Origin of the sequence: Pseudomonas sp. TWR1-1-3 (assembly GCF_049896805.1) — a bacterium.
Lineage (GTDB): Bacteria > Pseudomonadota > Gammaproteobacteria > Pseudomonadales > Pseudomonadaceae > Aquipseudomonas > Aquipseudomonas bubulae.
Genome location: NZ_JAFCUZ010000001.1, coordinates 789,429 through 805,009 on the forward strand (window position 1 = coordinate 789,429; position 15,581 = coordinate 805,009).

10 protein-coding genes are annotated in these 15,581 nt (G+C 60.2%); 3 read left to right on the plus strand and 7 right to left on the minus strand.

Annotation, left to right across the window (positions count from 1 at the left end):
• Complete coding sequence (locus ACP7BE_RS03525) at positions 1-1,347, minus strand: HAMP domain-containing sensor histidine kinase (protein WP_095000349.1); 1,347 nt, start codon at positions 1,345-1,347, stop codon at positions 1-3.
• Positions 1,347-2,045, minus strand: a complete 699-nt coding sequence (locus tag ACP7BE_RS03530; protein ID WP_095000348.1) for a response regulator transcription factor — start codon at positions 2,043-2,045, stop codon at positions 1,347-1,349. Before ACP7BE_RS03530 ends, ACP7BE_RS03525 begins: the two co-directional genes overlap by 1 nt.
• Positions 2,046-2,262: 217 nt before the next feature.
• Between ACP7BE_RS03530 and ACP7BE_RS03535 the strand changes: the two genes are divergently transcribed.
• Positions 2,263-3,474 carry a M24 family metallopeptidase gene (locus ACP7BE_RS03535; protein ID WP_095000347.1) on the plus strand — a complete coding sequence of 404 codons (1,212 nt, stop codon included), beginning with the start codon at positions 2,263-2,265 and terminating at the stop codon, positions 3,472-3,474.
• Between the two features lie 362 nt (positions 3,475-3,836).
• Positions 3,837-5,078, plus strand: coding sequence for an MFS transporter (locus ACP7BE_RS03540; RefSeq protein WP_370688607.1), 1,242 nt, complete (start codon positions 3,837-3,839; stop codon positions 5,076-5,078).
• Positions 5,079-5,139: 61 nt separating this feature from the next.
• Here ACP7BE_RS03540 and ACP7BE_RS03545 read toward each other — a convergent pair whose 3' ends face one another.
• Both ACP7BE_RS03545 and tauA read right to left on the minus strand, forming a co-directional pair.
• A complete protein-coding gene (locus ACP7BE_RS03545) occupies positions 5,140-6,135 on the minus strand; it encodes a GlxA family transcriptional regulator (RefSeq protein WP_095000345.1) in 996 nt (331 codons plus the stop codon).
• A 144-nt stretch (positions 6,136-6,279) separates the two neighbouring features.
• Positions 6,280-7,254, minus strand: coding sequence for a taurine ABC transporter substrate-binding protein (gene tauA, locus ACP7BE_RS03550; RefSeq protein WP_095000344.1), 975 nt, complete (start codon positions 7,252-7,254; stop codon positions 6,280-6,282).
• A 268-nt stretch (positions 7,255-7,522) separates the two neighbouring features.
• Between tauA and ACP7BE_RS03555 the strand changes: the two genes are divergently transcribed.
• On the plus strand, positions 7,523-9,565 hold the full coding sequence (locus ACP7BE_RS03555) for a c-type cytochrome (protein ID WP_095000343.1): 2,043 nt from the start codon (positions 7,523-7,525) through the stop codon (positions 9,563-9,565).
• 140 nt (positions 9,566-9,705) lie between these two features.
• Here ACP7BE_RS03555 and ACP7BE_RS03560 read toward each other — a convergent pair whose 3' ends face one another.
• Genes ACP7BE_RS03560 through mexE form a run of 3 tightly spaced genes read right to left on the minus strand, consistent with a single transcriptional unit; the run spans position 9,706 to position 15,551 of the window.
• A complete protein-coding gene (locus ACP7BE_RS03560) occupies positions 9,706-11,115 on the minus strand; it encodes an efflux transporter outer membrane subunit (RefSeq protein ID WP_095000342.1) in 1,410 nt (469 codons plus the stop codon).
• Positions 11,112-14,291 (minus strand): efflux RND transporter permease subunit, encoded by a 3,180-nt coding sequence (locus ACP7BE_RS03565; protein ID WP_095000341.1) that lies wholly within the window; start codon positions 14,289-14,291, stop codon positions 11,112-11,114. Before ACP7BE_RS03565 ends, ACP7BE_RS03560 begins: the two co-directional genes overlap by 4 nt.
• 15 nt (positions 14,292-14,306) lie before the next feature.
• Positions 14,307-15,551 (minus strand): multidrug efflux RND transporter periplasmic adaptor subunit MexE, encoded by a 1,245-nt coding sequence (gene mexE, locus ACP7BE_RS03570; RefSeq protein WP_426104757.1) that lies wholly within the window; start codon positions 15,549-15,551, stop codon positions 14,307-14,309.
• Positions 15,552-15,581 lie beyond the last annotated feature (30 nt).

Genomic DNA, 15,581 nt, shown 5'->3' on the forward strand with positions numbered 1-15,581 from the left:
TCAGTCAGGAGGACGCGCCACCGGCAACAGCACATGCATGCACAGCCCCGGCTGGCCATTGCTGGCCCACAACCGGCCCTGTTGCAGTTCAATGGCACGTTGGGCGATGGCCAGGCCCAGGCCGAAGCCTTCGCCTAGCGAACCCTTGAGGCGCTGGTAGGGCACGAACAGGCTGGCCAGGTCCTGCGGATCAACGCCGGGGCCTTGGTCGCTCAGGCAGAGGTGCCAGGCATCACCTTCACGCCAGCCGCTCAAAGTCACTTTGCCTGCAGGCGGTGAATAACGTATTGCATTGCGCAGCAGGTTTTCCAGGGCCTGGGCCAGGCTGTCGAGATGCACTTGCACGTAACAGTCTTCGCCCAGCAGACAGGGCAGTCGCTCGACCGGCCAACCGCTTTCAAAGCAGGCGTCTTCACACAGGGCTTCCCATACGGACAGTACCAGCACCGGCTCGCTTGCCAGTTGCGGGCGCTCGGTGTCCATCCAGGCGAGGTTGAGGGTGTCTTCCAGCAGGCGCTGCATATCGTCGATCTCGCGATCGAGTCGCTGGCGCATGTGCTCAGCCGGTAAATGGCTGTCGTGGGCGATGCGCAATCGTGCCAGGGGGGTACGCAGTTCATGGGACAGGGTGCGCAATAACAGGCGTTGCTGGTTGAGGCTCTGGCGCAGGCGGCTGGCCATGTGTTCGAAGGCCTGGGCCAGTTCCCCCAGTTCATCCCTGCGTTTGATCAGCGGCAGCGGTGCTTCACTGTCCAGGTCATCGGCACGCAAGGCGTCGGCGCGGTCACGCAAACGGTTGAGTGGCAGCACCAGGTGGCGGTAGATCAGCAGCCCGAGGAGCGCGGCCAGCAGCGTTGGCATCACGCCGTGACTGAGCACATGGGTCCAGGGTGTCAGGCCTCCGGGCAACAACCGCTCGGGAAGCTGGATCACCAGCTGGCCTTGTTGCGGCTGCCCGGGAAAGGGGATGCTGACATAGGGCAGCTCGTCCTGCAGACGTCGGCTCATGGGCCAGTTCAGTTGGCGCATAAAGGTCAACTGGCGATAGTTGTGGGCGGTGAGAGGGGTATTGCTCAGGCTTTGCAGGTTTGGCCCCAGTACCGTTACCCAGGTGTCCTCCCTCGCCATCAGCTCTTCGCTAAAACGTGCCAACCCGGCCGGGCCCTGGTTGTGCCAGATGCCTTCAGCCTGCTGTGCGTAGTCGGCCAGGTACTGCTGGTCGGCGGCCGAAAGAAAATAGGTGCGACGTTCGGCCGACACTCCCCAGATCCAGATGATCCAGGTCAGCAGCAGGCAGAAAGCGATTTGCAGCAGGGCCAGTTTCCATAGCAAGGGATGGCGGCGCATCAGGGGTTATCCATGCTGACCAGGATATAACCCTGGCCACGCACGGCCTGGATCTGCACATGCCGCACGCCAATGGCCGCCAGCTTGCGCCGCACATTGCACACATGCACATCCAGGCCGCGGTCCAGCCGGGTGTAGACGCGGTGAAGCACCTGCTGGTAGAGAAACGCCTTGCTCAAGGCCTCGCCATCATGTTCGTGCAGGATGCTCAGCAGGCGGAATTCGGAGTGGGTCAGGCCTGCACTCTGGCCGTTGTGCACCACGTCCAGAGCCTCTTCATCAAAGCTCAGCCGCGGGTGGTGCGGCAGCCCCGGCGGGCGCTGGAACATGGCCATGCGCCGCAGCAGGGCATCGGTGCGGGCGTCCAGCTCGGCGAGGCTGAAGGGTTTGGGCAGATAGTCGTCGGCACCTCGGGTAAACCCGGTGATTCGGTCTTGCTCGTTGCCCAAGGCCGACATCAGCATCACCGGGACGTTTTGTTGCAGGCGCAGGGCTTCCAGCAGCGCCAGACCGTCCATGCCGGGCAGCATGATATCGAGCAGCACCAGGTCGAAACACTGCGACTGCAAAGCGCTCAGGCCCTGGATGCCGTCGATGCAGGATGTCACGGCAAAGCCGCGTTGCAGCAGATGTCGCTCCAGATCGTGGCGCAGCCTGAAGTCGTCTTCTACCAGAAGTAGCCGGGGGGATGTGTGCATAGGGGTTCTAATGAGAATATTTCACATTTGCGAATATCCCATCATTGGCCATGCTGCGCAAATGCTATCAAGGATAGAGGGCAAGATTGCACAGCGGATCTGATCAACTACAGGTCGGATTCGCGCAAAAAAGCCGTGCCTGTATCTGTTCGAATGTTCCTCAACGACCCGCCTGCCGGCGGCTCCTGACGCTCGATCAATGACAGGGACATATGCCATGCAAATGCCGAAAACCATCCAGATAAAGAACGGCGAAAAGGTCACTCCGACGTTCTCGGCCCAGGAGTACGCCAACCGCCAGGGAAAACTGCGGGCCTATATGGCGCAGCACAATATCGATGCTGCTGTGTTCACCTCGTACCACAACCTCAACTACTACAGCGATTTCCTGTATTGCTCATTTGGCCGCAACTACGCGCTGGTGGTGACCCAGGACAGCGCGGTGACCATCAGCGCCAATATTGACGGCGGGCAGCCGTGGCGCCGGACCATGGGCACCGACAACATCGTGTATACCGACTGGCAGCGCGACAACTACTTTGTGGCGATCCAGCAGGCGCTGCCCAAGGCGGGGCGCATCGGTATCGAGTTCGACCACATGAACCTGCTCAATCGCGACAAGCTCGCCAGCCGCTATCCCCAGGCCGAGCTGGTGGACATCGCCGCGCCGTGCATGCGTATGCGCATGATCAAGTCGGCGGAAGAACACGCCATCATTCGCCACGGCGCACGGATTGCCGATATTGGTGGCGCGGCCATCGTCGAGGCCTTGCGCGATCAGGTGCCGGAATATGAAGTGGCGCTGCATGCCACCCAGGCGATGGTGCGTGAAATTGCCCGTACCTTTCCCGATTCGGAGTTGATGGATACCTGGACCTGGTTCCAGTCGGGGATCAACACCGACGGCGCCCATAACCCGGTCACCAGCCGCAAGGTGAACAAGGGCGATATCCTCAGCCTCAACTGCTTCCCGATGATTGCCGGTTACTACACGGCGCTGGAACGCACCCTGTTTCTGGACCATTGCTCCGACGAGCACCTGCGCCTGTGGGAGGTCAACGTCAAGGTACACGAGGCCGGCCTGAAGCTGATCAGGCCCGGCATGAAGTGTTCGGACATTGCTCTGCAGCTCAATGAAATTTTCATGGAACACGATCTGCTGCAATACCGCACCTTCGGGTATGGTCACTCCTTTGGCACCCTCAGTCATTACTATGGCCGCGAGGCCGGGCTGGAGTTGCGTGAAGATATCGACACGGTGCTGGAGCCGGGCATGGTGGTGTCGATCGAGCCAATGATCATGATCCCTGAAGGTCGTCCGGGAGCAGGTGGGTATCGCGAGCACGATATCCTGATCGTCAACGAAAAGGGCGGCGAGAACATCACCCACTTCCCGTATGGCCCGCAGCACAACATCATCAAAAAATAGTCATTGCGCGGCATTGTGGGAGCGGGCCTGCCCGCGAAGGTATCACCGCGGCGCCTCGTCATCCGGGGTGATACCTTCGCGAGCAGGCTCGCTCCCACTCCGAGCTCGATACCAACGTATGCGCACACAGATTGCGCAGCGTTTTCTGACCTGTTTACCCCTGCCAAAAAGAACACAATGAGGGTATCTGTCATGTCCCATGTCGCGACGTTGCTTGCCATTTTTCCATCACGCATCTCTTTCTCAGGAGGTGCTCAATGAGTATCCCCAGCGCAACTATCGCTTTGCCCCTGACCCCCGAACAGCAGGTCGAGCGCCTCAGTGAGCGCAAGGCATTGCGCCGTGCCGCCACAGCCAGCTTTATGGGCAACTTTGTCGAGTGGTTTGACTACGCTGCCTATGGTTACCTGGCGACGGTCATCGCCCTGACGTTCTTCCCGCAAACCGATACCACCACCGGGCTGCTGGCCACTTTCGCGGTGTTCGCCCTGTCGTTTATCGTGCGCCCGTTCGGTGGTCTGGTCTGGGGGCATTTTGGCGACAAGTACGGGCGGCGCAGCGCCTTGTCCTGGTCGATCCTGATTATGACCGTGGCGACTTTTTGCATCGGCATGCTGCCCACCTATAACCAGATCGGTCTCTGGGCACCGGTGTTGCTGTTGTTGATTCGTCTGGTACAGGGCTTTTCGGCCTCAGGGGAATACGCGGGTGCTTCGGCGTTTCTGGCCGAGTATGCACCTGAGGGCAAGCGCGGTTTTTATACCAGCATCGTACCGGCGAGCACGGCGGCCGGCCTGTTGTTTGGCGCGATATTTGTCGCGGGCATGCATGCCTTGATGACGGTTGAAAACCTGCACGACTGGGGCTGGCGCCTGCCGTTTCTGCTGGCGGCACCCTTTGGCCTGGTGGGGCGCTATATCCGTGTGCATTTGCAGGACTCACCCAAGTTCCTGGAGATGGAAAAGCGTCTGGAAGCCAAGGAGTGTGCGACCCATGCCCCGGTTCGCGAGTTGCTCACGGTGCATCGTCGACCAGTGTTGATCGGCATTGGCGTGACCTGTCTGAATGCGGTGGCCTTCTACCTGTTGCTCAGTTACATGCCGACCTACCTGTCGACGGAAATGGGCATGAGCGAGAGTGATTCCTTTATCGCTTCCACGGTGTCGCTGGCGACTTACATCGGCCTGATTTTTTTGATGGGCAAGCTGTCTGACCGTTATGGCCGCAAGACCATGCTGGTCAGTGCCTCGGTGATGTTCCTGCTGCTGACCTTTCCGCTGTTCGGGATGCTGGGCAACCCGTCACTGCTGGTGATTCTGATGATCCAGATTGCCTTCGGTGCCATCCTGGCAATGAACGACGGCACCTTGCCGTGCTTTCTGGCCGAGATCTTCCCGACCCGGGTGCGCTTCAGCGGTTTTGCCTTCAGCTTTAACGTGGCCAACGCCGTGTTTGGCGGGACTGCGCCGTTTATTGCCACCTGGCTGATTCAGATGACCGGCAACAAAATGGCCCCGGCCTGGTACCTGCTGGCCGCCGCGGCAGTGGCACTGGTGGCGATGCTGGCCAGCCGCGAGACCGCGCACAAGGCGTTGCAGGATTAACCTGCCGCCTCCTGCCTCCGTAGCAGCCTCGCTCCGCTCGGCAGCTGCTACGGGTGATGTTTTAGTGCAACGCCACCTGCTTGCGCTCACCAATGGGCGATACACCAAACAGGCGGCTATAGCACTTGGAAAAATGCGCCGCCGAGACAAAGCCACAGGCCAGGGCGATATCCCGCACTTGTGATTCGCTGCGCAGCAACAGGCTCCGGGCCCTGGCCAGGCGTAACTCCAGGTAGTACTGGCTGGGTGTGCGTTGCAGGTGTTTGTGGAACAGGCGTTCCAGCTGACGTACCGACACTTCGTTCAACCGCGCCAGGTCTTCCAGGCTGACCGGCTCTTCCAGATTGGCCTCCATGATTGCCACCACCTGACTCAGTTTGGGCTGCGATGTACCCAGCTTCTGGCGCAGCGGTACGCGCTGTTGCTCTTGCGGCCCGCGGGCTCGGTCACACAGCAGCAACTCGGCAGCGTGGGCCGCAATCTCGCGGCCACCCGGTTCGCGGGCAATCAATTGCAAGGTCATGTCCATCGACGCCACGCCACCCGAGCAGGTATAGCGATCGCGATCCAGTTCGAATAACTGATTGGAAATAATGATCCCCGGGAAATGGTCCTTGAGGGTTTCGATATCTTCCCAGTGGATGGTGCAGCGATAACCCTTGAGCAGCCCGGCGCGGGCCAGCCAGTAGCTGCCGGTGCAGATCCCGCCCAGCGCCACTTGTTCGTGGGCCAGTTTGCGCAGCCAGTTGAGCACCGGGCGGCTGCTGAGGTGGGAGACGATCGGGTTTGAACCCACCACCAGCAAAATGTCCAGTTTTGGTGCATCGCCGATCACATAGTCGGGCAGGATACGCATGCCGTTGCTGGCCATGACCGGATCGAGGGTGGGGGCAATGATAACGCTGCGAAACATTTCACAGCGCGCTGCCATATTGGCCATGCGCAAGGTTTCGATGGCCGAGGCAAAACCGATGGTGGTGAAGTTTGGTATCACCAGAAAGCCCACGGTCTTCACGGCAGGCATATTTATCGGTGACGCTGTAACAGGCGTTGCCATCCTTACGCTCCTTATTATGATCCGGGACGCGTCTGGCGTCGGGGTTCACCCAGGTTGTTGCAGCGCCAGAGCGGAGCCGGCGGTGCAAGGCACTGTGTTGTAGGGCGTAACGAAGCATTTGTTGTGCCAGTGGCTAACAGCTTGTTATTGCGGCAAAAATTTATCGCTGACAAAGGCTGAATAGTCGGGCAGAACGGTTTCGATCTTGCCCTGCTCTCTGAGGAACAGGGCCGTCCCGGCGATATCTTTGGCCGTGCCACCCCCCAGCAACTGCGCCGACTTTTGCTCGGCTGCCGAAGGGAAGTGCGCGCCGTGCAGCAATTCGGGGATGTCTTCGGGGCTGGCGCCGGTCAGCCGGGCGATTGTCTGCACCTGCGGCGAATCGGTAGTCCAGGCGGTCTGGTGGGCGTTGTAGTCGGCGATGGCATCGAGGCTGACTTTGGCGAATTTAGCGACGATTTCCGGATGTTTGTCCGCGAAATCCTTGCGGGCTACCCAGACTTCAAAAGTCGGTGCGCCCCATTCGCTGACCTGGCCGGCGTCGGTGAGGATTTTCCCGGTCTTGCGAATTTCCCCCAGGGCGGGTGACCAGGTGAACGCGCCGTCGATATCGCCACGCTTCCAGGCTGCGGTGATTTGCGCAGGGCTGAGGTTGACCACCTTGACCTGCTGCGGGGTCAGGTTCCAGTGTTTCAGCGCGCCCAGCAGGCTGTAGTGCGACGTCGAAACAAAGGGCGTGGCGATGGTCTTGCCGATCAGGTCCTGCGGGCCGTTGATACCGCTGCCGTCACGCACCACCAGGGCTTCGGAACCCTTGATCTGCGCGGTGACGATAAAAGTCACCAGCTGCACATTGCGCGAGGCCGCGGCAGCCAGCGGGCTTGAGCCCAGATTGCCGATCTGCAGGTCTCCGGAGGCCAGGGCCGACACCACCGCCGGACCCGAATCAAAGCGGCGCCAGTCAATCTTTTCACCGATGGCTTTCTCGTAACTGCCCTCGGCCTGGGCCAGTTTGGTGGGGTCGATGCCGGTGATATAGCCGATGGTCAAATCAGCTGCCTGCGCGCCGAAGCTGAGGCCTGCGAGGGAAAGAGCAATCAGGAGTGTGCGCACGGACATGGCTTGGACCTTGTTGTAAGAAGATAAGAAGGGGCTGTCCGGCGGTCCGGTGCAGCGAATCTAAGTGCTTTAAATCAAAGGGGAAAATACCGTTTTGGAACTAGCTTAGAGCACCCGGCCACACACCCTGGTTGCGGCGTGCATGATCCGGGTCAAACGTCGTGGCGATAAAAGCCGGTACAAGCGTCCTGTGAGGAGTCCATAACAAAACCAGCACGGCCCGTTTCGAGGGGACCACCCCAGATCGACGCCTTAAAGGAATAACGCGATGCTTTCTACCTTTCCACGTCTGGCATTAGCCGGCCTGACGTTGCTGTGTACCCTTGAGGTGCAGGCCAGCGAGCCGACCCCGGTAGCCAACCCCGAGAAAAACCTGATTGAACGCGGCCACTATGTGGCCCGGCTCGGTGACTGCATTGCCTGCCATACCGCCATGGGCGGGGCCGAGATGGCGGGCGGGCTCGAGCTGAAAACGCCAATGGGCACGATTTACTCGAGCAATATCACCCCGGATCCCGAGACAGGTATCGGCCAGTACAGCTTTGAACAGTTCGACAAGGCCATGCGCCAGGGTGTGACACCTGCGGGGAAAAACCTCTATCCGGCGATGCCGTATCCGTCTTACGCGAAGATGAGCGAAGACGATATGCGCGCCCTGTATGCCTACCTGATGCACGACGTGGCCCCGGTAAAAATGGCTAATCTGGAAGCCGATATGGGCTTCCCGTTCAACCAACGCTGGGGGCTGGCGCTGTGGAACTGGGCGTTTGTCGATAATCAGCCGTTTGTCCCCGACCCGGACAAAAGCGTCGAACTGAACCGTGGCGCCTATCTGGTGCAGGGCCTGGGGCATTGCGGCTCGTGCCATACGCCGCGTGGTATCGCCTTTCAGGAAAAGGCCATGAGCGATGACGGCAGTGCCGGCAAGCACTATCTGGCGGGGGAAACCGTCGAGCACTGGCGCGCCTTGAGCCTGCGCAATCTGTGGACGGTGGAGGACACCGTGCAGTTGCTCAAGACCGGACAAAACCGTTTCGCTACGGTGTCGGGCAATATGGCTGATGTGATCCACCACAGTACCCAGCACTTTACCGATGCAGACTTGACTGCCATCGCCAGCTATTTGAAATCGCTACCTGCAGGCAAGGATGATTTACCGATGCCAGCCGTGGCGATCACACCCGCCAAGGCACCGGATACGCTGTACAGCAGCCGTGGCGGGTTGGGTTACACGCAGTTCTGCGCTGATTGCCATCGCCCGGATGGCGGCGGGGTCAAAGGCATGTTCCCGCCGTTGAACGGCAACCCGGGGATCGTTGCGGCCAACCCGACGACACTCCTGCATATCACCCTGACCGGCTGGAAAACCCCGCAAACAGCAACGCACCCGCGGGTGTACACCATGCCTGGCTTCGCCCGGCTGGGCGATGATGAAATTGCCGAGATCCTCAGCTTTGTGCGCAGCAGCTGGGGCAACGCGGCTCCAGCGATCAAGCCAGGGCAAGTCGCGCAGATGCGCAAGCAGTTGAACCCCGAGACTGTCGACGAGACCACCTTTGTCACCCCGCGCCTGGCCAATCTGCTCAGTGCCGCCAATGCCGATCAGGTGGTGCGCGGCATGCGCCTGCATCTGCAAACCAAGGCGCTGTTGCCGGATAACGTTGGCAATGCCCTGAACTGCACCAGTTGCCACTTGAACGCAGGCACCGTGGCCGATGGCTCGCCTTTTGTCGGGGTCTCGGCGTTCTTCCCCGGCTATGCGCCACGGGCGGGCAAGGAAGTGACACTGGAGGAGCGGATCAATGGTTGTTTCCGTCGCTCGATGAATGGCCAACCCTTGCCCGTAGCCTCGCCGGATATGCAGGCGATGGTGGCGTATTTTGACTGGATGAAAATGAACACGGTAGCGGGCGACAAGGTCGCGGGCCGTGGCGTGGGCAAGGTCGATCCGAAAATCGTCCCCGATCCGGAAAACGGCAAACTGATCTATGCGCAGCAATGTGCGGTGTGCCACGGTGACGACGGCCAGGGCCTGAAACAGGCCGATGGCAGCTTTGTGTACCCGCCGTTGTGGGGTAACGAGTCGTTCAATATCGGCGCGGGCATGGCGCGCACTTACACGGCGGCGGCGTTTGTGAAACGCAATATGCCGATCGGCTTCCACGAGAAATTCCCGTTAGGGCAGGGTGGATTATCGGATCAGGAGGCAGTGGATGTGGCTGAGTACTTCTCCCATCAGCCACGACCTGATTTTGTCGACAAGGCCAAGGACTGGCCCAAGGGTGGCAAACCGGTGGATGCGCGGTATTAAGGGCAAGCACTCCTTACCTCAAGACAGCGTTCGTGATTGTGTGTTTGCCGGGCTTCAGCGAAGCAAAAAAAAGCCCCGCGACCGAATGTACGCGGGGCCAAAAAATGGTTGGTTGCGGCCAACCAAAGGAGCTCGTTGAATCAGTGCGCGCTGGCGACAGTCTCGGCTTGCCAGCCGCCGCCCAATGCTTTGTAAATAGCCACTACGCCGCGATACAGCTCAACCTCGGCCTGGGCTTGGCTGTCTTCTGCCGCAAGACGCTCGCGCTGGGCATCGAGCAGCACCAGAAAGTCCACCGTGCCTTCGCGATAGCGAATGGCTGCGAGGTCAGCTGCTGTACGACTTGACTCACTTTGACGTATTAACGACAGCAAGCGCTGTTGGCGTTTGCCGTAGTCACTGAAGGCGTTTTCCGACTCTTCCAGCGCCAGCAGTACTTGCTGCTCGTAACTGGCCAGGGCGCCATCGGCCTCTGCATCGGCACCGCGCAGTCGTGCCCGCACGCTGCCCAGGTCAAATGCAGGCCAGGTAATGCGTGGGCCCAGTGCCCAGGCATTGGCTGCTGCTGAACCAATTTGCGAGCCACGTCCGGCAGTAAAACCGAGGAAACCGCTGAGGCTGACCCGCGGGAACAGGTCGGCCTTGGCCACGCCGATACGGGCCGTCGCCGCTGCCAGTTTGCGCTCGGCACTCATGATGTCCGGGCGTCGTTGCAGCAGGTCGCCGGGATTGCCGATATTCAGCGCCTTGGCAATGGCCGGTAGCTGTTTGGGGCTCAGATCCACGCTCAACTGCTCAGGTCGCTGGCCCAGCAAGGTGGCGATACGATTGCGCTCGCGCACCTGCTCGGCCTGCAATTGCGGCACGCTGGCTTCAACCGAGGCAAGGCGGGCGTCAGCGCGCACCACGTCCAGCTGATCGCCAACTCCGGCGTCACGCAGGCTTTCAGTGATGGCCTTGGAGTCCTGCTGGTTTTTCAGGTTGTCCAGGGCGATGCGCTCGCGCAGCTGTGCACCCCGTAGTTCACCATAGGCATCCACCAGTTCGGCAATCATGGTCACTTGCAGTTGATACAGATCGGCCGCAGCCGCCTGTTCATCGGCATCGCTGGCCTCCAGCTCGCGCTGGATACGGCCAAACAAGTCGATTTCCCAGGCCATGTCCAGGCCCAGGTCATAGCGCTCGCTGTTGACGCGCTTCTCGGTGGTGCCCGGGATCTGGCCCTTGCCCACATCGCTGCTGGCGCGGCTGGTGATGGTCGGCATGATGTCGTTGCTGACATCATCGCGAATCGCCCGGGCCGCCCGCAGGCGGGCAAATGCCACGCGCAGCTCGCGGTTGCCGGCCAGAGACTGGGTCACCAGCTGGTTGAGGGTCGGATCGTCAAACTGTTGCCACCAGATCCCTTCAAAATGTGCCCGATCAAAGCCCTTGAGGTTGTCGGCACTGATCTGTGCCGGGGCCGTGGCCGGGGTCGTGTAGTCCGGGCCCACGGCGCAAGCGCTCAGGGCCAGCACCAACAGGCTCGGCAGAAAAACTTTCACGCTCATTGTTGCGACTCCAACGTGAGGTGCTTGGCCGCTTTGCGCGCTTCACTGCGCTCTACATAGCGGCGAATCAATACATAGAACACCGGCGTCAGCAGCAGGCCGAAGAAGGTCACCCCGAGCATCCCGGAGAACACCGCAACACCCATCGCATGGCGCATCTCTGCACCGGCACCGCTGGACAGCACCAGAGGCACCACACCCATGATGAAGGCGAAGGAGGTCATCAGAATCGGCCGCAGACGCAGACGGCAGGCTTCCAGCACCGCTGCCAGCGGGTCGAGGCCTTCTTCCTGTTTGTCCTTGGCAAACTCGACGATCAGAATCGCGTTCTTGCACGCCAGCCCCACCAGTACGATCAGGCCGATCTGGGTGAAGATGTTGTTGTCACCCCCCGAGATAATCACCCCGGTAATGGCTGAAAGCAGGGTCATGGGCACGATCAGGATCACGGCCAATGGCAGGCTCCAGCTTTCGTATTGAGCGGCCAGTACCAGGAACGCCAGCAGTACGCAGAGCGGGAACACAAACAGCGCGGTATTACCCGAGAGGATTTGCTGATAGGTCAGCTCAGTCCATTCGTAGGTCATGCCGTTGGGCAGCTCTTCCTTGAGCAGTTTTTCCATCGCCGCCTCGGCCTGGCCCGAGCTGTAACCCGGTGCTGCGCCGCCGTTGATTTCAGCGGTGACAAAGCCGTTGTAGTGCATCACGCGGTCAGGACCTGCGGTGTCGCTGACCTTGATAAAGGTCGCCAGCGGGATCATTTCTCCCTTGTTGTTACGCACCTTCAGCTGGCCGATCTGCTCGGGTTCGAGACGGAACTGCTGCTCGGCCTGCACATTCACCTGATAAGTCCGACCGAAGCGGTTGAAATCGTTGGCATACAGCGAACCCAGGTAGATCTGCAGGGTATCGAAGATGTCGCTGATGGCAACGCCGTGGGTCTTGGCCTTTTCGCGGTCGATAGCGGCATCGACTTGCGGCACGTTGACCTGATAGCTGGTGAACAACCCGGCCAGTTCCGGCACGTTATGGCTCTTGGCGATCACGTTCTGCACTTCTTTGTACAGCTCGTCATAGCCCAGACCACTACGGTCTTCGACTTGCAGGCGGAAACCGCCAATGGTGCCCAGCCCCTGTACCGGCGGCGGCGGGAAGATGGCGATATAGGCGTCCTGAATGTCGGCAAACTGCGCGTTCAACGCGGCGGCAATCGCCGCTGCCGACTGACTTGGGTCCTTGCGTTCATCAAACGGCTTGAGCGGGGTGAACACGATGCCGCTGTTCGGGCTGTTGGTAAAACCGTTGATCGACAGGCCGGGGAAGGCCACCGAGTTGGCAACGCCAGGTTGCTTGAGAGCAATTTCGGACATGCGTTTTATCACCGCTTCTGTGCGGTCCAGGCTCGCGGCGTCCGGCAGTTGGGCGAAGGCCACCAGGTATTGCTTGTCTTGCGGTGGTACAAAGCCGGTGGGCGTGTGGGCAAAGCCAGCCCAGGTCAGCACCATCAAACCTGCGTAAACCAGCATGGCGATGCCGCTGCCACGGATGATCCGTCGCACGGTACCGACATAGCCGTTACTGGCCTTGACGAAGAAGCGGTTGAACGGGCCGAACAACCAGCCACCGAACATACGGTCCAGCAGACGAGTGAAGCGGTCTTTCGGCGCATGATGGCCTTTAAGCAATACTGCTGCCAGTGCAGGGGACAGGGTCAGCGAGTTGAAAGCCGAGATCACCGTCGAAATGGCAATGGTCAGGGCAAATTGCTTGTAAAACTGGCCGGTCAGGCCCGAAATAAATGCGGCCGGGATAAACACCGCACACAGTACCAGCGCGGTGGCAATGATCGGTCCGGTTACTTCGCGCATGGCCCGCTTGGTTGCATCGACGGGGTTAAGCCCCAGCTCGATATTTCGCTCGACGTTCTCCACCACCACAATCGCATCGTCCACCACGATACCGATGGCCAGCACCAGTCCGAATAGGGACAAAGCGTTGAGCGAGAAGCCAAACATATGCATCACTGCAAACGTACCGATCAGCGATACGGGCACAGCGACCAGCGGGATAATCGAAGCGCGCCAGGTTTGCAGGAACAGGATTACAACCAGTACTACCAGGATCAGGGCTTCAAACAGGGTGTGGACTACCGCTTCGATCGAACCACGAACAAAGATGGTCGGGTCGTAAACGATGTCGAAATCCATGCCTTCCGGGAAGTTCTTTTTCAGCTCGGCCATCTTGGCGCGAACGTCATTGGAGATCTGGATGGCGTTGGAACCCGGACGCTGGAAGATCGGGATCGCCACCGCCGGCTGGTTGTTCAGCAAGGAACGCAAGGCGTACTGGCTGGAGCCCAGCTCAACCCGGGCAATGTCCTTGAGGCGGGTGATCTGGCCATCATCACCGGAGCGGATGATGATGTTCTCGAACTCCTCCTCAGTGACCAGGCGGCCCTGGGTGTTGACCGACAGCTGGAAGCTGGTGGCATTGGGGGCGGGCGGGGCACCGAGGGCACCGGCAGCCACCTGGCGGTTTTGCTCGCGAATGGCGGTCACTACATCAGTGGCTGTCAGGTTGCGCGAGGCAGTTTTGTTTGGATCGAGCCATACCCGCAGCGAGTAATCGCCCATGCCGAACATCTGCACATCGCCAATACCGTTGAGGCGCGCCAGCTCATCCTTGATATTGAGGATGGCGTAGTTGGACAGGTAGAGCATGTCGTAGCGCTTGTCCGGCGAGGTCAAGTGCACAACCATGGTCAGGTCTGGCGAGGCTTTGTCCACCGTGATGCCGATGCGCGTTACTTCTTCCGGCAGTTTGGGCTGGGTGCGGGTCACCCGGTTTTGCACCTGCACCTGGGCGTTGTCCAGGTCCGTGCCCAGGGCAAAGGTGATGGTCAGGGTGATCTTGCCGTCAGCGGTGGACTGCGAAGACATATACAGCATGTTCTCGACACCGGTGATGGCCTGCTCCAGTGGTGCGGCCACGGTGTCACCGATCACCTTGGGGTTGGCACCGGGGAAGTTGGCGCGCACCACTACGGTAGGCGGAACCACTTCAGGGTATTCGCTGATCGGTAACTGGAACAGCGAAATGCCGCCCGCAATCAGGATAAGCAAGGAAAGCACAGCGGCGAAAATCGGCCGCTGAATAAAGAACTGGGAAAAATTCATCGGAGTTATCGTCCCTTAACCGCGAGGAGTCGCGACGCTGGCCAACTTCGGCGCGCCAGTGGCGGGCTTGATTTGTGGCAGGTTGCTGGCTTCCAGGGCTTGTCGTTGTTGTGCCAGGGCGGCGAGGGTCTGTTCGTTGGCCATCGGGATCACTTCAGGCGTTACCGGCGAGCCGGGGCGCACTTTCTGCAGGCCCTTGACGATAATGGTGTCGCCCTTGTTCAGACCGCTGCGAACAATGCGCAGGCCTTCGATTTTCGGGCCCAGGTCCACGGCGCGGTAGGTCGACTTGTTGTCGGCGTCCATCACCAGCACGAATTTCTTGCCCAGGTCGGTGCCCACGGCTTCTTCATTGATCAACACGGCGGAGTAGGTGGCGCTACCGACCAGTTTCAGACGTGCATACAGGCCGGGGGTAAAGCTGCCGTCGGCGTTGTCGAACACGGCGCGGCCACGGATGGTGCCGGTTTGCGGGTTGACCCGGTTGTCGACGAAGTTCATCTGGCCCAGATGCGGGTTGCCGTCTTCGTTGGACAGGCCCAGGTTCACCGGTGTGGTCTGGCCGCGTTGACCCTGACGGGCAAGCTGGTTGTACTTGAGGAATACGCGTTCGTCGGCATCGAAGTAGGCGTACACCTTGTCAGTGGACACCAGGCTGGTCAGCGGCGTGACATCGGCGGTGACGATGTTGCCCGCAGTGATTTCGGCACGGCTGACGCGGCCACTGATCGGTGCAGTGACGCGGGTAAAGCTCAGGTTGAGTTTGGCTAGGTCCAGTTCTGCCTGGATGGCCGCGACGCCGGCACGGGCTTGCTGGGCAGCGGTGGTGCGCGAGTCGGCAAGCTCTGCCGAAATGGCATTGCTCTGGCGCAGACGTTCGCCGCGCTGGGCTTCGTTGTCGGTACGGCTGGCATTGGCGCGGGCCTGTTGCACCTGGGCTTCAAGCTGACGCACGGTGGCCTGAAAAGGGCGCGGGTCGATCTGGAACAGCAAGTCGCCCTTTTTCACCAGGGCGCCCTCGGTAAAGGCGACCTGATCAATCTGGCCCGACACGCGTGGACGAATTTCTACAGTCTCTGGAGCTTCCAGGCGACCGGTGAATTCATCCCATTCGTTGACCGGCTGTTCAAGCACCTTGGCCACACTGACTTTTGCAGCAGGAGCCGGAGCAGTCGCTTGGGGAGTTTTGCCGCATGCGCTCATCACCACAATGGCCAGGGCCGCAAGTGGGAAGCGCAAATGTTTAAGTGACTGTTCCATGAGGGGGAGTCCGCCGATCTATTGAGATGG